The 21,298-nt window shown below is 71.9% G+C and carries 16 protein-coding genes; 1 reads left to right on the forward strand and 15 read right to left on the reverse strand.

All coding sequences use genetic code 11. The features are described 5' to 3' along the window. A partial coding sequence (locus tag MJ604_RS23885) for a hypothetical protein (RefSeq protein ID WP_279235896.1) occupies positions 1-815 on the forward strand: 815 nt, incomplete at its 5' end. On the opposite strand, the gene MJ604_RS12245 is transcribed toward MJ604_RS23885, so the two are convergent. The 15 genes from MJ604_RS12245 to pstC all read right to left on the reverse strand — a co-directional run bounded on the left by MJ604_RS12245 (position 816) and on the right by pstC (position 21,149). Continuing rightward, positions 816-2,858 (reverse strand): ATP-binding protein, encoded by a 2,043-nt coding sequence (locus tag MJ604_RS12245; protein WP_243058699.1) that lies wholly within the window; start codon positions 2,856-2,858, stop codon positions 816-818. Continuing rightward, complete coding sequence (locus tag MJ604_RS12250) at positions 2,855-3,235, reverse strand: response regulator (RefSeq protein WP_243058701.1); 381 nt, start codon at positions 3,233-3,235, stop codon at positions 2,855-2,857. The genes MJ604_RS12245 and MJ604_RS12250 overlap by 4 nt, the downstream gene beginning before the upstream one ends. A gap of 27 nt (positions 3,236-3,262) precedes the next feature. Beyond that, on the reverse strand, positions 3,263-3,847 hold the full coding sequence (locus MJ604_RS12255; protein ID WP_243058703.1) for a MazG family protein: 585 nt from the start codon (positions 3,845-3,847) through the stop codon (positions 3,263-3,265). A 16-nt stretch (positions 3,848-3,863) separates the two neighbouring features. Then, positions 3,864-4,535 carry a hypothetical protein gene (locus tag MJ604_RS12260; protein WP_243058704.1) on the reverse strand — a complete coding sequence of 224 codons (672 nt, stop codon included), beginning with the start codon at positions 4,533-4,535 and terminating at the stop codon, positions 3,864-3,866. Positions 4,536-4,561: 26 nt separating this feature from the next. Beyond that, entirely contained in the window at positions 4,562-8,107 is a 3,546-nt protein-coding gene (gene mfd, locus MJ604_RS12265; RefSeq protein WP_243058708.1) for a transcription-repair coupling factor, read from the reverse strand. Between the two features lie 224 nt (positions 8,108-8,331). Continuing rightward, complete coding sequence (locus MJ604_RS12270; protein ID WP_243058709.1) at positions 8,332-9,576, reverse strand: serpin family protein; 1,245 nt, start codon at positions 9,574-9,576, stop codon at positions 8,332-8,334. Positions 9,577-9,612: 36 nt separating this feature from the next. Next, on the reverse strand, positions 9,613-10,335 hold the full coding sequence (locus MJ604_RS12275; RefSeq protein WP_243059095.1) for a collagen-like protein: 723 nt from the start codon (positions 10,333-10,335) through the stop codon (positions 9,613-9,615). 43 nt (positions 10,336-10,378) lie between these two features. Continuing rightward, complete coding sequence (locus MJ604_RS12280) at positions 10,379-11,125, reverse strand: lytic transglycosylase domain-containing protein (RefSeq protein WP_243058711.1); 747 nt, start codon at positions 11,123-11,125, stop codon at positions 10,379-10,381. Then, positions 11,122-11,925 carry a phosphate ABC transporter ATP-binding protein gene (locus tag MJ604_RS12285; protein ID WP_243059086.1) on the reverse strand — a complete coding sequence of 268 codons (804 nt, stop codon included), beginning with the start codon at positions 11,923-11,925 and terminating at the stop codon, positions 11,122-11,124. The genes MJ604_RS12280 and MJ604_RS12285 overlap by 4 nt, the downstream gene beginning before the upstream one ends. A 145-nt stretch (positions 11,926-12,070) precedes the next feature. Next, positions 12,071-13,618 (reverse strand): Ig-like domain repeat protein, encoded by a 1,548-nt coding sequence (locus tag MJ604_RS12290; RefSeq protein ID WP_243058713.1) that lies wholly within the window; start codon positions 13,616-13,618, stop codon positions 12,071-12,073. A 71-nt stretch (positions 13,619-13,689) separates the two neighbouring features. After that, on the reverse strand, positions 13,690-14,667 hold the full coding sequence (locus MJ604_RS12295; protein WP_243058714.1) for a sortase domain-bontaining protein: 978 nt from the start codon (positions 14,665-14,667) through the stop codon (positions 13,690-13,692). Further along, positions 14,664-17,243, reverse strand: coding sequence for a hypothetical protein (locus MJ604_RS12300; RefSeq protein WP_243058716.1), 2,580 nt, complete (start codon positions 17,241-17,243; stop codon positions 14,664-14,666). The genes MJ604_RS12295 and MJ604_RS12300 overlap by 4 nt, the downstream gene beginning before the upstream one ends. Then, positions 17,240-18,892 (reverse strand): substrate-binding domain-containing protein, encoded by a 1,653-nt coding sequence (locus tag MJ604_RS12305; protein WP_243058717.1) that lies wholly within the window; start codon positions 18,890-18,892, stop codon positions 17,240-17,242. The genes MJ604_RS12300 and MJ604_RS12305 overlap by 4 nt, the downstream gene beginning before the upstream one ends. Next, the gene (gene pstA / locus MJ604_RS12310) at positions 18,889-20,127 is read right to left on the reverse strand and encodes a phosphate ABC transporter permease PstA (RefSeq protein ID WP_243058719.1); all 1,239 of its coding nucleotides are present in this window, start codon (positions 20,125-20,127) and stop codon (positions 18,889-18,891) included. Before pstA ends, MJ604_RS12305 begins: the two co-directional genes overlap by 4 nt. Further along, the gene (pstC, locus tag MJ604_RS12315; RefSeq protein ID WP_243058721.1) at positions 20,127-21,149 is read right to left on the reverse strand and encodes a phosphate ABC transporter permease subunit PstC; all 1,023 of its coding nucleotides are present in this window, start codon (positions 21,147-21,149) and stop codon (positions 20,127-20,129) included. The genes pstA and pstC overlap by 1 nt, the downstream gene beginning before the upstream one ends. Between the last annotated feature and the right edge of the window lie 149 nt (positions 21,150-21,298).

Consider the following 21,298-nt stretch of genomic DNA (forward strand, 5'->3'; position numbering starts at 1 on the left):
CCGCCTTCACGGGCGCCACGGGCGCCACCGGCGCCCCCGGCGCCACGGGTGCGGCCGGCGCCGCCGGACCCGCCGGGCCGCAGGGCCCCGCCGGCGGCATCGGACCGATCGGGCCCCAAGGCCCCGCCGGACCGACCGGACCCACCGGCCCGACCGGCGCCGCGGGCTCGCCGGGTGCGACCGGACCTGCAGGCGCGACGGGTTCCGCAGGCGCAGCCGGAAGCGCCGGTGCGACGGGCGCCGACGGCACTCCTGGCGCGACGGGTTCCGCGGGCGCCGACGGTGCCGACGGCGCCACTGGACCCGCTGGCGCGACGGGCGACGCCGGACCGACCGGGCCCACCGGGCCGGGCTCCACCCCGCTCTTCTCGGCCGTCACCAACGTGGTGACCTCCGCGAGCACTGCGATCGCCGGCTGGTCCACCTCCTCGCCGTCGTTCGGGGGCATGAGCTTCGACAACATCCCCGGCGACTTCACCGTCCCGGCGACCGGCCGCTACCGCCTGACCGCGAGCTGCAACGCCTCCCTTCCCTCGCCACAGACCGTCTCGCTCGGCCAGGGGGTCAACCCGTACCTCGCGCTCGAGCGCACCTCGCCGACCACGGACGAGCTCGCGGTCGGTCAGCTGGACATCTTCGACGTCAACATCGCCCTGGTCCTGACCCTGCGCGCCCTCGTGCAGGGACCGGTCGAGATCGACAAGACCGTCGCGCTCACCGCCGGCGACGTCATCCGGCTCAAGTACGTCGCCGACGGCCTGGTCCTGGCGGTCAATCTCGACGACTGCCGGTTCAGCGCCATCCAGCTGGCCTGATCAGGGACCGCCTGCCGCCGGGAAGGTCACGCACATGGTCGTGCCACCGCGACCGTCGTTGTCGCGCGCCGTGGCGGTGCCACCGTGCCGCTCGACGATCCGCTTCACGATCGACAGCCCGAGGCCGCTGCCGCGGTAGCCGTCGGTATGCGCCCGGTGGAACGTGTCGAACACGCTCTCGTGCTGCCCGTCGGGGATCCCGATCCCGTTGTCGGAGATCTCCACCTCGACCATCGGTCCGTCCTCGCCATCGACCCGGCGTGCGACGACCTCGATCCGAGGCTGCACCCCGGGAGCGACGTACTTGACGGAGTTCCCGATGAGGTTGTCGACGACCTGGCGCAGCAGCACCGGCTCGGCCAGCACGGCGGGCAGGCCGGGGTCGACCGCGATCACCGGCTCGGCCAGCCCCCGCACGCGGTGCGCGTCGACCCGGGCACGGGCGACGTCGGTCGCGACCGCGGCCAGGTCGACCCGGACCGGCTTGATCGTGAGGTCGCGAGCGGTCGTGTAGGCCAGCAGGTCGCTGATCAGGTGCTGCATGCGCTGCGCGGCGCGCAGGATCCGGTCCAGGCGCTGGATCTGGGTCTCGGCGTCGGCCTGCCGCCCGGCCTTCGCCTCCTCGAGCAGCGCCTCGGTCCAGCCGTCGATGACCGTCAGCGGGTTGAGCAGGTCGTGCGCGACGACGCCGGCGAACGACGCCAGCTCGTCGCGCTCACGTCGCTCCGACGTGACGTCGTGGAAGACGGCGACGACCATCGGCGGATCCGTGTCCGGCAACGGCCGCGCGGTCACCTCAAGCTGCCGGCCGCCGGGGACGACGGGGCTGCGGACGACGAAGTCGAGCTTCTCCGCGGACTGGCCCGACCGGGCGAGCGCGAACGGGCTCCCCTCCGGAGCGACCGGGCTGCCGTCGGGGTGGAGGAGGCCGTACGCGCCCAGGTCGATGCGTCCCGACGCGTCGAGCCGCGGGCTGCCGAGCATCGACTCGGCAGCCGGGTTGCGCAGCACCACGGTCCCGTCGGCGTCGATCACGCTGACGCCGTCCGCCATCGTGTCCACGATGGTGCCGACCAGCGCGGCCTGCTCCGTCGCGGTGCGCTCCGAGCGGACCAGGCGCGCGCTCAGCTGCAGGATCTCGCCGCGACCGACGGACAGCGCCAGGGTGAGCACCACGATCATCGCGATGAACGCCTGCAGGGCGAGCGCACCGGCGTCCGGGTCGGCGATCTCGGCGAACGGTCCCTCGCCGAGGACCGTGGCGGCGGTGACCGCAGCGCTCATGGCCAGCGCGTGCGCGCTCGCGATGCCGAGCGGGTAGCGCGCCCCGGCCCAGACGCTGACCGCCAGCACGAGGAACGGCAGCGGAACGTCCGACGGCACGACGAAGACCAGCCAGAACGACGCGGCGCTGACGACGACGAGGGCGGCCAGCTCGATCGGACCGCGACCGCGCATCGGACCCACCGCGTCGGGGGCCTGCTGCGGCCTGCTCGAGCGGATCTGGTGGCGGGCGAGCAGCGCCAGCGGGAAGACGGCGACCACGCCGGTGCCGTTGCGCAGCACCCAGGAGACGACCAGCTCCCAGCTCGCGTCGGAGACCGAGATGACGGCGGCCGGCCCCAGCGCCGCGGACACGAGCGCCGACAGGAAGGAGGCCGCGAGCAGAAAGCCGAAGTCGCGGATCCGGTCGATGCCCAGCGGCGGCTCCTCGCCGGATCCCCACCAGGTGGGGCACCAGCGGGTGATCAGCAGGCCGAAGACCAGCACCTGGACGACGTTCGCGAACCCGAGGCCGAGCGACAGCGAGAAGCTGGCACCCGTCACGACGTTGACGAGCACCGAGAGCCAGAACAGCAGCACCACGTCGAGGACCAGCCAGCGGCTCCAGCCGTTGACCGCCAGCCAGGCGGCGGCCACCCCCGCCGCGGGCCACACGAGCGCGAGGTCGGTCCCGTCGAGCACCGCCAGCCGGCCGAGGAACGCGGCCAGCAGGAAGTACGCCATGAACCCCAGGAGGTCGAGCAGGCGTACTCGGGTCACGCCTGGGCTCCCGCCTTGCCGAGGGCCCGGCGTACCGCCGCACGCAGGTCCTCGGCCTCGAACGGCTTGGCCACCCGTTCGTGGCCGGTGCGCTCGATCTGGTCGATGATCTGGCCGGTCCACTGGACCGTCACGAAGACGGCCGGGACGCCGGGCCAGACCGCGGTCAGCTCGCCGAGCAGCGTGACCCCGTCGGTGTCCGGGAGCGCGTAGTCCATGAGCACCAGGTCCGGGCGGTAGTCCGGCCAGTCCGCCTGCAGGGCCAGCACCCCGGCGCGGTCGCGTACCCCGCGGAGCTCATAGCCGCCGGGGAGCAGGCAGTGCGCGATCCAGTCCCGCACGTCTGGGTCGTCCTCAACGATCAGCACCCGAGCCACGACCCGACCCTAGCCGCAGGGTCGTCGCTAGAGCAGCGCCCGCACCGCGTCGCGCAGCGCCTGCTCCGGATCCGTCCCGCTCGCGCGAGCCTCGGCGACCAGCGCCAGCAGCCGGTCCCCGAGGCCGTCACCGGACGGGGCCGGCGCGCGGCCCTCTCGGCTCAACCGGTCCAGCACCTTGTCGGCGTACAGCAGCGCCGGCAGCGTCGGCGGGATCCCCTCGGTCACCGCGTCACGCTGCTTCTCGGTGGCCTTGATCGCCTCCCAGGCCTCGTTGATCTCCTGCGGGGTGCCACCGACCGCGTCGCCGAAGACGTGCGGGTTGCGGCGCCGCATCTTCGCGACGATGTCGTCGGCGACGTCGTCGATCGTGAACTCGCCGGTCTCCTCGGCGATCACCGCGTGGAAGTAGACCTGCAGCAGCAGGTCGCCGAGCTCCTCGCGCAGGTGCGCGGCGTCACCGGTCTCGATCGCCTCGAGGGTCTCGTGGGTCTCCTCGAGCAGGTAGCGCGCCAGTGACCGGTGGGTCTGTCCGGCCTTCCAGCTGCACTCGGCCCGCAGCCGGCGCATCACCTCGAGGAACTCGAGGAGCGGCTCGCCGGAGGCGGTCATGCCGGTGCGCCCGAGATCAGCCGCAGCGCTGGGAGTCGGGCAGCGCGGCGGCCGCCGCCTGGTCCGGCTCGGCGGCCTGGCCGGCCTGGGCGACGTCGCTCACCGCGAACGAGATCGAGGTGTCGGAGCGCGCGATCGCGCCGTCCTCGATCGCGACCGGGTAGCGCGGGTCGATGCGCACGTCCTGGTCGTCGAGCCACGACGCGAACGCCTCGTGACCCGCGGCGGCCGCGGCCTCCGGGTCCTCGTCGCCGACCTCCTCGATGCCGACGGCCAGCTCGACGGCGGCGACGTACGGACGGGCGAGGTTCACCCGGCGTACGGCGTCCTGCTGCTCGGGCGTGAGCGTGGCGATGCTCTGCTCGAGCGAGTCCTCGGCGTCCTGGTACGACGGGTCGGGTTCGACGCCCTGGGCGGCCGCGAACTGCTCGCCGGCCTCCTGCAGCGTGAGCGCACCGGCGACCTGGGCGCTGACGACGGAGTTCGGGACCGCCTGCCCCTCCTGGAGCTGCGTCTCGACCGCGGAGCAGTAGCTCGCCGCGGTCTCCTCGACGTCGTTGCTGGTGATCGTCGCGTCGGCGACCCGGGCGGCCACGCCCGGGTTGAACGCCGGGACAGAGCTGCAACCGGTCAGCAGCACCGCAGCCGCGGCCAGGCCGGCCAGGCTGCGCACTCGGGTCGGGGTCACGCGTTCTCCTTCAATCGGTCGCTCGGTCACGTCACCGGGTCGATGACACTGTCGATCACCTGTCGGGCCCATTCAAGCAGGGCGATGCCCGTGATCGGACGCCCTCCCACCACGGCGGTCTGGGGACGCGGCACGAGGATGGTGCTGACCGGCGCCTTGACGATGGACTTCGGGTACATCCGGTTCAGGCGGACGACGCGCGACTCGGGCAGGTCGACGGGCGCGAACCGGACGTTCTTGCCCGCGATGGTCACCTCGCCGACGCCGGCCTTGCGGGCCCGGGCGCGGAAGCGCGCGACCAGCAGCAGGGAGCTGACCTCCTGCGGCGGGTCGCCGTACCGGTCCTGGAGCTCCTCGTTGATGAGGTCGACGTCGTCGTCGGAGCGGACCTCGGCGAGCCGCTTGTACATCTCCAGACGCAGCCGCTCGCTGGGGATGTAGTCGTGCGGCAGGTGCGCGTCGACGGGCAGCTCGATGCGGACCTCGTCGAGCTCCGGCTCGGCATCGCCGCGGAACTCGTGCACGGCCTCGCCGACCAGCCGGACGTAGAGGTCGAAGCCGACGTCGGCGATGTGACCGGACTGCTCGCCGCCGAGCAGGTTGCCGGCGCCGCGGATCTCGAGGTCCTTCATCGCGATCGCCATGCCCCCACCGAGGTCGGAGTGCTGGGCCAGCGTCGCGAGCCGCTCGTGCGCGGTCTCGGTGAGCGGCTTCTCCGGCGGGTAGAGGAAGTACGCGTACGCACGCTCCCGGGACCGGCCGACCCGGCCGCGGAGCTGGTGCAGCTGCGACAGGCCGAGCATGTCGGCCCGCTCGATGATCATGGTGTTGGCGTTCGAGACGTCCAGTCCGGACTCCACGATCGTCGTGCAGACGAGCACGTCGAACCGCTTCTCCCAGAAGTCGAGCATCACCTGCTCGAGCTGGTGCTCGCCCATCTGTCCGTGCGCGGTCGCGACCCGGGCGTCGGGCACCAGCTCGCGGATCCGGGCCGCGGCCTTCTCGATCGAGTTCACCCGGTTGTGGATGAAGAAGACCTGCCCCTCGCGCAGCAGCTCACGGCGTACGGCGGCGATGACCTGGCGGTCCTCGTAGGCACCGACGTACGTCAGGACCGGGTGGCGCTCCTCCGGCGGCGTGGTGATCGTGGACATCTCGCGGATGCCGGTGATCGCCATCTCGAGCGTGCGCGGGATCGGGGTCGCGGACATCGAGAGGACGTCGACGGAGGTGCGGAGCCGCTTCATCTGCTCCTTGTGCTCGACGCCGAAGCGCTGCTCCTCGTCGACGATGATCAGCCCGAGGTCCTTCATCCGGATGTCCGGGTTCAGCAGCCGGTGCGTGCCGACGACGATGTCGACGCTGCCCTCCTGCAGGCCCGCGATCACCTCGCGCGCCTCGGCGTCGGTCTGGAACCGCGACAGCCCCTTGAGCACGACCGGGAAGCCGCTCATCCGCTCCGAGAACGTGCTGAGGTGCTGGGTCACGAGCAGCGTGGTCGGCACGAGCACGGCGACCTGCTTGCCGTCCTGGACCGCCTTGAACGCCGCGCGGACGGCGATCTCGGTCTTGCCGTAGCCGACGTCGCCGCAGACCAGCCGGTCCATCGGGACCGTGCGCATCATGTCGCCCTTGACCTCGTCGACCGTGGTCAGCTGGTCGGGCGTCTCGTGGAACGGGAACGCGTCCTCGAGCTCGCGCTGCCACGGGGTGTCCGCGCCGAACGCGTAGCCCTTCGTGGCCTGACGCGCGGCGTACAGCTTGATCAGCTCGGCCGCGATCTCGCGGACCGCCTTGCGGGCCTTGTTCTTGCGCTTGGTCCAGTCCGCGCCGCCGAGCCGGTCCAGCGACGGCTGCTCGCCGCCGACGTACCGCGTGACCTGGTCGAGGGCGTCGGCCGGGACGTAGAGCCGGTCCGGCGGGCCACCGCGCTTGGAGGCGCCGTACTCGAGGACGAGGTACTCGCGCACCGCTCCCCCGACCTCGCGCTGCTTCATCTCGACGAAGCGGCCGACGCCGTGCTGCTCGTGGACGACGAAGTCGCCGGCGCTGAGCTCGAGCGGGTCGATCTGGCGCTTGCGCCGCGTCGGCATCTTGCGCATGTCGCGCGTGGAGGCGCGCTGCCCGGAGATGTCCTCGCCGGTGAGCACGACGAGCCGGTTGGTCTCGTCGACGAAGCCGTGGGCCATCTGCCCGCAGGTGATCGTCACGACCGCGTCGTCGAGGTCGGTCGCAGCGCGGACGTCGTCGACGACGCGCGCCGGGACGTCCTGCTCGGCGAGCACCTCGCGCATCCGCTCGGCGGGGCCGTGCCCGCTGTGCAGCACCACGACGCGCTGACCCGCGCGGCGCCAGCGGTCGATGTCGGCTATCGCGCGGTCGACCTCGCCGCGGTAGGGCTCGACGGACGTGGCCGCGATCGAGCGCGACGGCACCGCGCCGACGTCGTCGGCCTCCAGCACGCCGTCGGTGTCGATGCCGAACGGGCTCATCGTCCACCAGGGCTTGCCCTGCTCGATCGCGTGGCCGCGGACGTCGGCGATCTCGCGGTACGACGCCGCGCCGAGGTCGATCGGCGCCTGGCCGCCGCCTGCGGCCGCCGCCCAGCTCGCGCCGAGGAACTCCTCGCTGGTCGCGACCAGGTCGTGGGCGCGGGTGCGGACCCGCTCGGGGTCGAGCACCAGCACGTGGGTGTCGTCGGGCACCAGGTCGACCAGCAGCTCCATCTCGTCGACGAGGACCGGCGCCAGCGACTCCATGCCCTCGACCGCGATGCCGGCCGCGATCTTGTCGGTCAGCTCGAGCAGCTGCGGGTGGGCGCGGCCGAGCTCGGCGGCGCGCTCGCGGACCTCGTCGGTCAGCAGCAGCTCGCGGCACGGCGGCGCCCAGAGCCGGTCCTGCTTCTCCAGCGTGCGCTGGTCGGCGACCGCGAACGAGCGGATCTCCTCGACGTCGTCGCCCCAGAACTCCACGCGCAGCGGGTGCTCCTCGGTCGGCGGGAACACGTCGACGATGCCACCGCGGACGGCGAACTCGCCGCGCTTCTCCACGAGGTCGACCCGGGTGTACGCCGCACCCGCGAGGCGTCGTACGACGTCCTCGAGCGGAGCGGTGTCGCCGGGGGCGAGCTCGACCGGCTCGAGGTCGCCGAGACCGCGCACCTGGGGCTGGAGGACCGAGCGCACCGGCGCCACGACGACCTTGAGGGGGCCGTTCGAGGCGTCGGTCCCCGGGTGCCGGAGCCGGCGGAGCACCGCGAGCCGGCGCCCGACGGTGTCGCTGCGCGGGCTGAGCCGCTCGTGCGGCAGGGTCTCCCAGCTCGGGTAGTAGGCGACCAGCGTCGGGTCGACGAGGTCGCCGAGCGCCTCGACCAGGTCCTCGGCCTCGCGCGAGGTCGCGGTCACCGCCAGCACGGTGCGGCCCTCGCGGACCAGCCCGGCGACGACGTAGGGCCGCAACGCCTCGGGACCGGTCAGGTCGAGCGCGCGGACCGTCGCGTCGCGCGCGTCGCCCATCGCCTGGGTGAGGGTCGGGTCGGCGAGGACCGCGTCGGCCAGGCCGGAGAGGTGCACAGGCGCTCCAAGGTCGGAGGGGAACAACACGAGTGCCCCCGACCAGGACTGGCAGGGGGTAGCCCGACGAGTCTACGAGCACCGTTGAATCGGGAGTTCTGACGGTTGAGTCGGGAGTTTCCGTCCGTTCAATCGGGAGTTTCTGCCGCGGACCGGACGACCCCGACAGAAAGTCCCGACTCAAGAGACCGAAACTCCCGATTCGAGCGGCGGAAAGTCCCGATTCAACGCGGGTCGTCGACCCGGCCGACGAACAGCGGGGTGCCGTGCTCGCGGTCGTGGATCACGAACAGGAACGGCCGGTCGACCGCGATCCTCTGCTGGGCGAGGACCGCGGAGGTGGCTCTGACGACGACCGCGGTGGCGGCAGCGGCCTCGGTGCCATGCTCGTCGACGGCCACGAACACCTGGTGGTAGACGTCGTCGATCAGCAGGTGCTCGTCGTCCTCGGTCATCGGGGTGAAGTCGGCGCCCGCCTGCGCGAAGGCCGTGGGCATCCCGAGCTCGACGAGCTCCTCGCGCAGCGCCACCTCGGTGCGGAACGTCCAGCGCGGCAGCGCCAGCTCCACGCCGGCCGGCCTGACGTCGGCGATGATCGCCGGCAGCGCCGAGGCCGCCACCTCGGCGCCGGCGTCGGGGAGCACGACCGTCATCGCCAGCCTGCCGCCGGCGTACGGCAGCTGCACCGCCTGCCACCCGTCGCCGACCGCCGTCGCTGCCTGCGACAGCGTCGCGCGCATCGTCGGCACCTGGATCGTGCCGCCGTCGGTGAGGTGGAAGTCCGCGGGCCGCGTCAGCGGCTCCTCGAACGGCTCGGCCCACGGCGCCTTGAAGTACAGCGCGTTGACCAGCACCAGCCGGGTCAGCTCGCCGACGGACCCGGGCGGGAGGATCTCGGGGATCCGGTCGTGGGTGCGCTCGGCGGTCCAGGCGTTGACCGCGTCCCGCGCGCCCTCGGTGGCGAAGTCGACGGTGCGCAGGCCCGCGCCGTACTCCCGCGCGAGCACGTCGAGGAAGTCCTGCTCCCACGCGACGCCGCGCTGCCCGAACAGCTGGTTCGCGGCGTCGAGCGCGACCTTCCTGCCAGCCAGCCCCTCGATCTCGCGGGTCAGGGCGTTCACCCCGTGATTGAGCTCGTCGACCGACGCGGCCTCGAGCACGGACAGCATCTCGGCGCGGGTCTGCCCGGCGGCGCCGTTGACGGTCAGCGCCAGCGCGGTCGCGATCGAGTACGGCGACAGCGCGAGGTTGCCGGGATCGCCGGACACCCGGGCCCACAGGCCGTTCCCGAGCGTCCACATCGAGCGGACCGCGGCCGGCAGCGCCGACGGGTCACCCGGGACGCGCGCCACGGTCGACGCGACCTTCCCGGTGGCCACGCGCCCGGCGGCGGCCGGCTCGTCGAGGCGGCAGGCCGCGACCAGTGGAGTGGCGAGCAGGGCGAGCAGGACGGCGCGTCGGTCGATCACCTCGATCCGACGCACCGGCGCCGCAGCGGGTTCCCGTCAGCCCATCGGGATGAGCGTGCCCTGGCCCTGGCAGGCCGGGGTGATCACCGCGTGCACGACGTACGACCGGTGGCCCGGGCTGACGACGGTGAGGTCGAAGGTGACCAGGGTCCCGGCGGGGTACATCGGGGACCAGTACGACGTGGTCGCGTCCACCTGGGTCGGCGTCGCGACGACACCCTGCTGCGAGTCGTTGACCGTCACCTGGCCGACGATGCGCAGGTCCTCGTTGCGCAGCGAGACGACCTGGATGTTGGGGTCGGACCCTTCGAAGCAGCCGGTCGTCACCGCGATGTCCTCATGGGGCGCGACCGAGGAGCTGTCGCCGCTGAACGCGAAGCCGCCCGGCGCGCCGGTCTCGCCCTGGTCGCCCTTCGGGCCCTGGGGTCCGACCTGGCCGGCCAGGCCGCGCGGGCCCTGCGAGCCGTTCAGGCCCGCGGCGCCCTGCGGACCGGTGGCGCCCTGCGGACCCACCTCGCCCTGGGGACCCTGCGCGCCGCTGTCGCCCTTCTCGCCCTTGTCGCCCTTCGTGACCACGCCGGCCGCGAGGTCGTTCGACCTGACGGCGCCGTCCCTGATCTTGGCGCTCGTGATGGCGTCGTTCTGGATGTCGGCGGTACCGACCATGCTGCGGGCGACCGCGCCGGTGCCGCCCGCCAGCAGGACGACGGCGGTGGCGGCGGCGATGGTGGTCAGGCGCGAACGACGTACGGCGATCATGGGCTCCCCCTCGGGCTCAGGCGGCGACCGCCGCCCGCGAAGGCTAGCCGGTGCGCTCGGCGTACGACGTGGCAGCGGCGTGCACGGCGTCGATGTAGGCCTGGGCGTGGTTGTAGGAGAACACCGCGTCCGCCCAGCCCTGGCCGGTCGTGAGGTCGTGGCCGTCGGCGCACAGGTAGTCCACCGCCGCCCGGGCGGCATCGTCCATGTCGTTCGGGTCGGCGACCCCGTCACCGTCACCGTCCGCGGCCCAGGTCTCCCAGCTCGACGGGATGAACTGCAGCGGCCCGACCGCGTGGTCCCACGTCGGGTCGCCGTGCCACTGCGTGCTCGACGGGCTGGCGGGGATCGCGGCGAACTTGCCGCGGCCGTTCAGGGCCGGGCCGAGGATCGGCGTGGACGAGTGCCCGTCCGCGCCGAGGATGCGGCCGTCGATGGTGCCGTGCTGGGACTCCACCCAGCCGATCCCGGCGAGCGTGGTCCAGCCGATCTCACACCCGGCGGGCGCAGCCAGCTGTGCCGTGGCATAGGCGCGTACGGCGGGCTCGGGGATGCCGGCCTTCCGGGCGGTGTCCGCGATCCACTGCGGGTCGACCTGCGTGGGCCCCTTCGCCTTCCCGGGCTCGGTGCTGTTCCCCGGCTGCGGGCTCGGCGCGGGCGCACCGACGTACGGCTGGTCGGCCGCGACGATCGTCTGCGACGACAGGATCGTCTGCGAGGCGACGTAGCCGAGGCCGGCGACCAGCAGCAGTGCGGTGGCGAGTGACCCGATCAGGCGACCAGTGATCATCCAAATCGGCCGTGCACGTAGTCGCTGGTCCGCGGGTCCCGCGGGTTCTGGAACATGGCTTCAGTATCCCCATGCTCCACAATCACGCCCGGAGTGCCCTGCGAGGCCAGGAAGAACGCGCACGTCGTGGAGACCCGCGCGGCCTGCTGCATGTTGTGGGTGACGATCACGATCGTGACCTCGTTCGCGAGCTCGGTCATCGTCTCCTCGATCACCCGGGTCGAGGTCGGGTCGAGCGCCGAGCACGGCTCGTCCATGAGGAGGACGCGCGGCTTGATGGCCAGCGAGCGGGCGATGCAGAGCCGCTGCTGCTGGCCGCCGGAGAGGCCGCCGCCGGGAGCGTCGAGGCGGTCCTTGACCTCGTTCCAGAGCCCGCCCTTGCGCAGGCAGGACTCGACCAGCTCCTCGCGCGCCGACCTCGAAGCCCGGGTACCGGTGAGCTTGAGGCCGGCGAGCACGTTCTCCCGGATCGACATCGCGGGGAACGGGTTCGGCTTCTGGAACACCATCCCGATGGCGCGGCGCGCGTCGATCAGGCGCTTGTCGGGGTCGTAGATGTCCTCGCCGTCGAGGAGCACCTCGCCGGCGAGCTGGGCCGACGGCACCAGCTCGTGCATCCGGTTCAGGATCCGCAGGAACGTCGACTTGCCGCAGCCGGACGGCCCGATCAGCGCGGTGATGCCACCGGCGGGCATGGTCAGCGACACCCGGTCGAGGACCTTGTGGGTGCCGAACCACGCGGTGATGTCGCGGGCCTCGATCTCGGCCAGCTGGCCGGGCGTGGCGGGGACGCCGGGCATCACCGTGGTGTCGTCGGTCGCAGTGCTCATGTCGTTCCTGTCTGGGTGGTGGCGGTGTCGAGGCTCGGGCCCGGGGGCCCTCGCACCTCAACCACCGGCGGACTCCGGTGGTTGAGGTGCGAGCGGAGCGAGCCTCGAGACCCGGCTACTTCTTCTTGGTGATCGTGAAGCTCTTGCTCGCGCCGGCCACGGCGGCGTCGCCGTTGTAGACCGCCTTGAGCTTGTTCTTGCCGTTCACGAGCTTGACCGTGAAGGTCGCCTTGCCACCGGAGAGGCCGGTGGTCTTGAGCTCCTTCTTGCCCAGGAACAGCGTCACGGTGCCCGTGGCGGTCGCGCCGTCGCCGGCGACGGTGATGGTGCCCTTGGCGCTCTTGGCCTTGGTGCTCGCCGCGAAGGACTCCGAGACCTTCGCCGAGGTCTTGACCGTCACGGTCGCCTCGTCCTGCGAGGACTCGAAGGTCGAGTCCGGGCCCGGGTCGAAGACCGCGGTGTAGGTGTGCGCGCCGGCCAGGACGCCGGAGGCCGTGAAGGTCGCGGCACCGGAGACCAGCGGGACGTTCGACGCGATCTCGGTCTCACCCTCGAAGAAGTCGACCGAGCCGGACGGCGAGGTCGACGCCGAGACGTTGGCGACCAGCGTGGCCGACTTCGCCTTGCTGCTCGTGGCCTCGAGCGAGGTCGTGGTGGCGACCTGCTCGTTCAGGGCGAAGTTGGACGTCGCGTCGGACGTCGCCTGGCCGCAGACGCCGCCGTTCGCCGGGGTGGCGAGCTGCTTGAAGCCGGCCGCCTCGATCAGCGGGCGGACGTCGGTCGAGCACAGCGCGCCGTCCTCGCCGAACAGGCCCTGGACCAGGGGGTTGCCGAGGTCGGAACCGCGGACCACGTTGTACAGCGCGCGGTTGGCGCTCCAGCCGGTCTCGATCCGCAGGCTCGTGCCGAGCAGGCCGGCGCGACCCTGGGAGAACGGCGCGATCGCGTTCGGGTCGCTCTTGATCTTCGAGTCGTCGTGCTCCTGGACCTCCTGGACGCTCGCGGCCAGCGTGACGGCGGTGCCGTTGTTCATGGCGGTGAGCTGCGAGGTGAAGAAGGACCGGGTGCCCGAGCCCGACTGCGGGATCTTCGGAGCGATGACGCCGGACTTGCTCGGGTCGATCTGCGACCAGTTGGTGATGTCGCCCTTGTAGATGCCGACGATCTGCGCCGGGGTGAGGGCGGCGGGAGCGTTGGACGGCGTCGTGTTGGAGACCGCCATCACGAGGGTGTCGAGCGCGAACGGGAAAGACTTCAGTCCGGCCTGGGTCTCGGCCGTGCTCTGCGCGGACGAGGAGCGGGCGAAGTCGATGTCGGTGTTGTTGCCCGCGCCGAAGAGCGCGGCCTTGCCCTGGCCGGAGCCGTTCGGGCGCGCCTTGGCACCGCTCGGCAGCGGGATGTTGCCGCCGCCGGTCGCGGCGAAGGTCGCGACGCGCACGCCGCCCGGCAGCTGGCCGCTGGCGTTCGCGGCGTCCGCGAACAGCTTGATCGCGTGCTGGCTGGTGTCCGAGCCGACGCCGATGATGTCGTTCGTGGTCGCCGCGAAGGTGGTGTCGTCGGGGTCGACGACATCGGCGGCGTGGGCGACACCGGCCGAGAGGGAGATGGCACTCGCCGTCAGGGTCGCCGTGGCGACGCCCGCGAGGATCTTGCGTACAGACATCCTGTTTCGCTTCCTGTGTTGGGTGATGCGGGTTGATGGGTGGAGCGGCAAGCTGGTTCGGTGGGGCAGGTTCAGATCAGGTTGGGCAAGAGACGCATCACCACATCCGTGGTCGCCCAGGACAGCGCGAGCGCGAGCGGGCATGCGACCACCCACACGAGCGCCGTCGACCATCGCTGACGTGCGGCGACGACCCCGAGGGTCAGCGCCAGGAGCAGGGCGAGGCACAGGGCAAGCAGCGGAAGTGCGCCCTTGTCCGTCCCCATGGCCAGCTCCGACTCGGGTACCACCGTGGGCCGGCCCGGTGGTGCAGGGAACGCCTTCTTCGTCTCGGCGTCCACGTAGACGGTGTTCTCGGGGGCGATGGCGCCGAAGCGGCCGCTGCCCTCCGCGGTGACCAGCGTGAGCCGTCCGGCGCCGTCGGCCGCCGGCTGCGGCAGCGGGTCGCCGGCCCGGCGTACGCCGAGGACCTCGAACACCCGGGTGCCCTGGGCGTTGACGACGGTGATGTCGTCGCCGGCCACGAGGTCGGTGATGTCGGCGAACGGGCCGCCGTACGTCGCCGCGCGGCCGTAGACCACCGAGGTGCCCACCTGCCCGGGGAGCACCGTGTCGCGACGGTGACCGGGTCCGACCAGGGTGTCGCCCGACGCGGTGCCCTCGACCACGACCTGCTCGAGCCCGATGCTCGGGATGGTCAGCAGCGCGACGGGGTCACCCACCGGCACCACGGGACCGACCGGCGGCGCCTTGTCCGGCGGGCCGGCGAGCACGTGGCGCAGCTCGGCGTACAGCAGGTCCTGGGCGCGGTGCTGCGAGATCGAGCCGAGGAACAGCATCTGCGCGGCCATCCAGAGGCAGACGATCGCGATCATCGTGAACGCCGACGACATGACCGTGGCGGCGGCGTCCGCGCCCTTCGGCGGGCCGAGCGGCGCCTTCGGCGTCTGCTGCCTCGGCTGCTTGGACTGCTTGGGCTGCTTCGCGGGCTTGCGGCGCTTGGGCCGCCTGGCCGGCACGGCCTTCTCCTTCTCGAGCGTCACGGTCATCGCCGCCTCCTCAGCGCCGGGCCGGCGACCCGCAGCACCGTCGCCACCAGGCAGCCGGCCGCGCCGAGCAGGATCAGCAGCGGCAGCAGGCCGCCGGCGAGCGACGAGTCCACCGGCTGCGTCGCGGGCATCGCGATCGGCGCGGCCGGACCGGTCGGGACGGCCGACGGGCCGGCATCGGCCGACGGCACGTCGTCGATCGGTACGTCGCCCGGCGGCACGATCGAGCCGCCCGGGCCGCCGTCGCCGCCGCCGTTGCCGGTGGGGTCGGTCGGCTCCGGCGCCTGCTGCTCCTCGATGGCGTCGGCGACGTCCTGCGCGGAGTCGTACAGCTTCGCGGTGACGCCGGTCCTCTGGATCGGCAGGTAGCCGGCGGGCAGCTCGCCGTTCCCGCTGCCCGGGCGCTGCCCCTCGGACATGGAGACCCGGATGAACTGCGCGACCTTCGCGGCGTCCTCCTCCGGGAGGTTCTGCAGCCGCGCGGCGGTGTACACGATCATCGTGCCCGGGTAGGCGTCGCTGGACCTCTGGACGTCGGCCTGGTCGAGCGCGAACGGGTGCGCCTGCTTCGCCTGGTCCGCGAGCCGGACCGCCGCACCGAGCGAGCGAGCGCTCGGCTCGACGTACGTCCCCGGCTTGGTCTCGAGCGCCGCCGACCGCAGGCCGTAGCGCTCTGCGTCGCCGAGGCTGACGATGCCGAGCATGAACCGGGAGCCGAACGACTGCCGGTCGATGCGGCCCATCTTGTAGGTGTTGGTGCCGGTGTCGAACTCGCACCGGGTCGCGACGTACGGCCAGGCGTCGAGGAGCGCCTCGGCGATCTTGCGCAGCGTGGTCACCGGCGCCGCGAGCTGGCTGAAGTAGACGCCGGGGTTGTTCTGCCGGCACTCGCTCGCGGTCTCCGGGACGTAGGTGTCGAGCAGCGGCCAGTCCGCGCGCGGCAGCTCCAGGTCCCGGTAGCGGGGGTTGATCACCATCCCCCACGGGTCCTTCTTGCCGTGCATGAAGTCCATCGCGTCCTGGTCGTGCGCGATGTAGTCGGTGACCTGCTCGATGATGTCGGAGTCGTTCGACAGCGAGAGCAGCGTGGCCGCCGCCTCCTGGCTGGTCTGGCTGAGCCCCGGGTTGAGCTCGATGAACTCCGGGTCGTTGACGATCGAGAGCGGGTTGCCGCCGATGCCCGGGTGGCCGCGGCCGAGGTCGGAGCCCAGGTAGGACTGGGACATCAGCTTCGCGAGCAGTCGGGCGTTGAGCCGGAGGTCGGTGAGCTCGCCGCCGTTGTCGGGCTTGTCGACCTGGTAGCCGACCGCGAAGCCGGTGACCGCGGTGGGCGCGTAGCCGACCGGGTCGCTGCCGCGCTGGTCGTGCTCGGAGGACACGACGGCCGCCGCACCGCCGCCGTTCTCCATCAGGTTCCAGCCCGCCTCGTCGGACATCTGGTTGAGCTGGAACTTGAAGCGGCCCTTGTTCAGGCAGTACGCCGGCGCCCACTGCAGCGCCGCCTGCGCGAGCAGCTCGGAGCCGTAGAAGCCCGTGGGCGGGCGCGGGTCGAGGACGTCGCACGCGTCTGGCGGCAGGCCGAACGTGATCGGGATGGCGAACCGGTTCTTCCAGTTCGACGCCGCCCACCACAGCGACGGCGACACGGCCTGGTCGACACCCTCGTTGGCGAAGTTGCTCGAGCCGGCCGGGAAGCGGCCGCCCTTGCGGCAGGCCTGGTCGGACCGGGTCATCGGGGTCTGCGGCTGGTCGCAGCTGAGGCCGACGATCGGGATGACGACGACCGAGCAGGCGACCTTGTGGCTGCAGCCCAGCGACTCGTTCTCGACGTCGCTGCGCACCTCGAACTGCACCTCGCCGGAGCCGTCGGTGTCGGTGTACGCCGCGATCTCGGCCGGCGGCGCCGCCGTACCGACCGCCGCCTCCGGCGGCATGCTGGCCGCGTCGCAGGCCGAGAAGCTGGTGCCCTTCGCGGCGACGAACGGGGTCAGGTGCGTGTAGTAGCCGGCGACGTCGGCGGTCGGGCACTGCTCCGCGCTCGGGAACGGGTCGATCCCGGACAGCCGCTCCTTGTCCGCCGCGTCGGCGTCGGCGTCGTGGATCCAGGACGCCTCGCCCTCGGCGCGGGTGATCTGCGAGCGCTGCGCGACCGAGCCGGTCCAGCAGGTCTCCGGCCGCAGCTGCTTGGACTTCGGCAGCGACGGGTCGTCGACGCCGCGGCACTGCAGGATGACGACCGGGTACTCCTGGTTGAGCCCGTTCTCGCCGAACGGGTTGCCGGCCCGGCCACCGCTGGGCTGCGCGCCCTTCCAGCTGATCTCGATCCGCTGGCGGCCGCGCAGGTTCCGGGTCTGGTCCGCGCTGACGGTGACCTTGTAGCTCGGGAACGAGTAGGTCGAACCGTCCCCCTGCACGAACGTGCGGGTCAGGGTCTTGGTCTCGCTCCAGCCGTCGGCTCGTTCGTTGCGCCGGTCGAGACCGGTGAAGCCGTCCGGCGCACCGGCCGGGGACGCCACGGCACCCGCCGGCACCGCGATCGCCGTGGCCAGCAGGATCAGGGCCAGCAGCCGCCTCACGGTCGGGCCACCTTCGTCGCGCCGGTGGTCGAGCCCGTCGAGGCCCGCCTTCTGCGCAGCGTCATCACGTAGAGCCCGGGCAGCAGCACGAGGGCGACCAGCTCGAGCACGGCCAGCCAGCCGAACGTGCGCTCGTCGACCGCGCGGTCGGCGGCGAGCTCGGTCGGGTTGGCGTAGATCGCCTCGCCCGAGGTCGACGTACCGTCCGCCGCGCCGACGACCTGGCCCGTCTCCGGGTCGATCGCGCCGGGCGCGTCCCCGGCGGCTCCACCGTCACCACCGGCGTTCCCGCCGTCGCCACCGGCCCCGGCTCCGCCGTCACCACCGGTGCCGCCCTCGCCGCCGCTCGGCGTGTTCGTGCCGGTGTCGGTGCCGCACGGTCCGGCACCGACCTTGTCGCAGGCGGCCGGCTGCGGCGCCTGCTGCGCGAGCACGTTGTTGTTGAGGTTCTTGCCGTCGAACGTCGGGTTGTTGCAGGACCGCACGTCGCGGTTGTCCAGGTCGACGTCCGGGTCGGCGGTCTTCAGCTTCGCGAGCTGCTCGAAGCCGGCCTGCACCAGGTTGAGCGGCAGCGGCGAGTAGCCGTACGGCCCGGCCTTGCTCTGGCCCGCGCAGAGTGAGTAGTACATGAAGTCCGCGAGCGTCTGCCGCTTGGCGGTCGACATGCGCGGGTCGTCATCGCCGGTCGGGATGATCATGTAGGAGTACGACGAGATCGGGTACGCCCGCGGGTCCGGGTTGTTGTAGACGCCGTCGAGGATCTGGGTCAGGTAGAGCTGGCTGCTCTTGTCCCGGTTGATCTGGGCCTTCGTCAGCGCGACCGCGGTGTTGTACTGCGTCGGCTCGACGAAGTAGCCCGCCTTGTTGAGCACCTTCACGACCGGGTAGTCGGCGTTGAGGGGGTACGAGTACTCGACGTACCCGATCATACCGTTGCCGGAGAAGCCCTTGATCGTGTTCATCACCTGGTCCGAGCCGGCCTGGCTCGTCATCCGGGTGCCGCTCTTCTTCGGGTAGTACGACGTGAGCCCGGACCGGCCGAAGTACGGCCGCCAGACGCTCGGGAACTGCTTGTCCATCCAGGACGTGAACTGCGCCGTCGTCCCCGAGCCGTCGGAGCGGACGACCGGCGTGATCGCGAGCGAGGGGAACGTGCGCCCGTTGTTGTCCTTGGCGATCGCCGGGTCGTTCCAGTTCGTGATCTGGTTGGTGAAGATCTTCGCGATGGTCTCGCCGGAGAGCCGGACGTTGCGGACCAGCTGTCCGCCCACCTTGAGCTGGTAGGTGAACGCCGTACCGCCCGCGACGATCGGCAGGTAGGCGAACTCCCGGCCGTTGCTGGTGTCGGCCTGGCCCTGCTCGTCGGTGCCCTGGTACGGGATCTCGGAGATCGCGAAGTCCGTGCTGTCCTGCGAGAAGTCCTTGCGACCCTTGGTCGAGCCGCCGCCGGTGTAGACGACCTTCATGCCGTTGGCGTCCACGTCGGCGATCCACTGCTGGACGATGAGCTCGGACCAGGTCGAGCCGGTGCCCTCGATCTGGGCGTACACGGTCGCGCTCGCCGTCCCCGGGAGGGAGACGATGCAGGCCAGCGACAGCGCGAGGGCCACCAGAGCTCGCAGTGCGGACCTCAGGGGAGGGCGGTTCACGAGTTGTCCTCGATTCGGTCGTACGACGGAGCGGCGGCGTGGGCGGGACCCATGGCGACGAGCGGGTCGGCGACGACCAGGTCGACCGACGGGCGGGTGCGCCGGCCGCGCTTGTTCTTGGTCTTCCGCGGCCGCGCGACGATGCGGGCCGTGATGAAGAGGATCAGGACGATCGCCATCAGGACGGTGGCCGCCGCGAAGGCGCGGGTGATCGCGTTCGGCTCGCCGCTGCGGACGGTCGTGTAGATGAAGAGCGGCATCGAGTTCATGACGCCGTCGGTCGGGTTGGTGACCATGAACGGGGCGGCGCCCGACGTCAGCAGCACCGGGCTGGTCTCGCCGATGCCGCGCGCGACACCGAGGATGCACGCGGTCGCCAGCCCCGGGCGGGCGGTGGGGAGGACGACGGTCCACACGGTCTTCCAGCGGCTCGCCCCCAGCGCGAGGCTGGCCTCACGGAGGCCGTCGGGCACCACCCGCAGCACGACGTCCGCGGCGCGGGCGATGATCGGCAGCATCATCACCGCGATCGCCAGGCTGGCGGCGAGGCCGGAGCGCGGGAAGCCCAGCGCGACGATGAACGTCGTGTAGATGAAGAGCCCGGCGACGATCGACGGCAGCGCGGTCATCGCCTCGACCACGGTGCGCACGATCCGCGCGAACCTGCCACCGACCTCGGTCATGAACACCGCCGTGCCGATGCCGAGGGGCAGCGTGATCGCGATCGCGATCCCGAGCTGCATCAGCGAGCCGACGATCGCGTGCGCGATGCCGCCGCGGTCGAACGGGTCCTTCGGCCCGACACCGGACATGTCGTCGAGGTAGAAGTTGAGGTGCAGGAGCGGCTTCCAGCCCCGCATCACCACGAAGACCATCGCGCTGACCAGTGCCGCTCCGACGATCGCCGCACCGGCGGTGAGGACCGCGGCGGCCACCCGGTCACGGACCTCGACGAACCCCCCGCCGCTCATCGCGGCGGTGATCGCGGTGACCAGCAGGCCACAGCCGAACCAGACGATGAGGAACCACGCCAGGCCCGGCAGCGGCAGCAGCTGCTGGGTGATCAGCCAGGCCATGCCGAGCCCGGAGGCCCACGAGCCGATCCGGACGAACTTCTCGTCGACCGTCATCCGGCCCAGGGAGTCCCGGGGTACGGCGGGCGCCGCGTCCTCGTCGTACGCGGGCAGGTGCGTCGCGCCGGCGACACGTTCGCCGGCGGGAGTCGTGAGCGTCATCAGGCGTCCGTCCCGGCGCCCGAGCGGCTGCGGTTGACGATGACGGCGGCGAGCGTGTTGATCAGCAGCGTGAGCAGGAAGAGCACGAAGCCGGCGGCGAGCAGGGCCGACATCTGCGTCTTGGTGGCGTCACCGAACCGGCCGGCGATCAGCGCGCTGATCGTGTTGGTGCCGATCTCGAGGAAGCTCCACTTGAGCTCGAAGGCCGGCGAGATGATCAGCAGCACCGCGATGGTCTCGCCGAGAGCGCGGCCCATCCCGAGCATGGTGCCGCCGATGATGCCGCCGCGGCCGAACGGCAGCACGACCGCGCGCACCATGCCCCACTTGGTGGCGCCGAGCGCGAGCGCGGCCTCCTTCTCACCGGGCGGGGTCTGCGAGAACACCTGGCGCATCACCGCGCAGGACATCGGCAGCACCATCATCGCGACGGCGATGCCCGCGCAGAAGGCGCTCGCCGTGTAGCGGCTCGCGTCCCACACCGCGGCATCCGCGTCGGCGCTAGGGACGTCGAAGATCGGGATCCAGCCGAGGTTCCGCTGCAGCCAGAAGGCGAGATCGGCGGCGTGCGGCATGATCAGGAAGAAGCCCCAGAGGCCCCAGATGATCGAGGGCACCGCGGCCATCAGGTCGACGAGCGAGACCAGCGTGGACCTGATCGCGGCGGGCGCGTACTCGCTGATGTACAGCGCGGTCGACAGCGCCAGCGGGAAGGCGATCACCATCGCGACCAGCGCCACGGTGACCGTCCCGGCCAGGACAGCGGCGATGCCGAGGACGTCGGCCTCGGGGTTCCACTGCGTCTCGGTGAGGAACCCGAACCCGTAGCTCTGCCAGGTCGGATAGGCCTGCCAGGCGAGGAAGAGACCGACGCCCCCGGTGATGACCAGCACCGTCGCACCCACGGCGCGAGCGGCGTGCACGAAGACCGCGTCGGCACCGGTCGCCTTCCGCGAGATCTTCCGCGGGCGTACGGCGTCGGAGGCCGGATCGGTGGTGTCGGCCACAGGCAGGGTGGTCACTCGGTACTTCCTGGCGATGCGCTCTGGGCGAGCGGGCGGGCGAATCGCCTGAAGTTTCAGGAGGTGACCGAAACGAATGGCCCCGCCTCGGTGAACGAGGCGCGAACAGCGCCGCCTCCTTTGCCCAACACATCGCCTGCGCCCAGCGC

Source organism: Nocardioides sp. SR21 (genome assembly GCF_022761125.1).
GTDB lineage: Bacteria > Actinomycetota > Actinomycetes > Propionibacteriales > Nocardioidaceae > Nocardioides.

Coding starts and splice junctions, on each gene's coding strand:
- MJ604_RS12255 (WP_243058703.1), bottom strand. CDS start 3,847: ATGACCGCCTCCGGCGAGCCGCTCCTCGAGTTCCTCGAGGTGATGCGC.
- MJ604_RS12275 (WP_243059095.1), bottom strand. CDS start 10,335: ATGATCGCCGTACGTCGTTCGCGCCTGACCACCATCGCCGCCGCCACC.
- MJ604_RS12280 (WP_243058711.1), bottom strand. CDS start 11,125: ATGATCACTGGTCGCCTGATCGGGTCACTCGCCACCGCACTGCTGCTG.
- MJ604_RS12285 (WP_243059086.1), bottom strand. CDS start 11,925: ATGCCCGGCGTCCCCGCCACGCCCGGCCAGCTGGCCGAGATCGAGGCC.
- MJ604_RS12290 (WP_243058713.1), bottom strand. CDS start 13,618: ATGTCTGTACGCAAGATCCTCGCGGGCGTCGCCACGGCGACCCTGACG.
- MJ604_RS12295 (WP_243058714.1), bottom strand. CDS start 14,667: ATGACCGTGACGCTCGAGAAGGAGAAGGCCGTGCCGGCCAGGCGGCCC.
- pstA (WP_243058719.1), bottom strand. CDS start 20,127: ATGACGCTCACGACTCCCGCCGGCGAACGTGTCGCCGGCGCGACGCAC.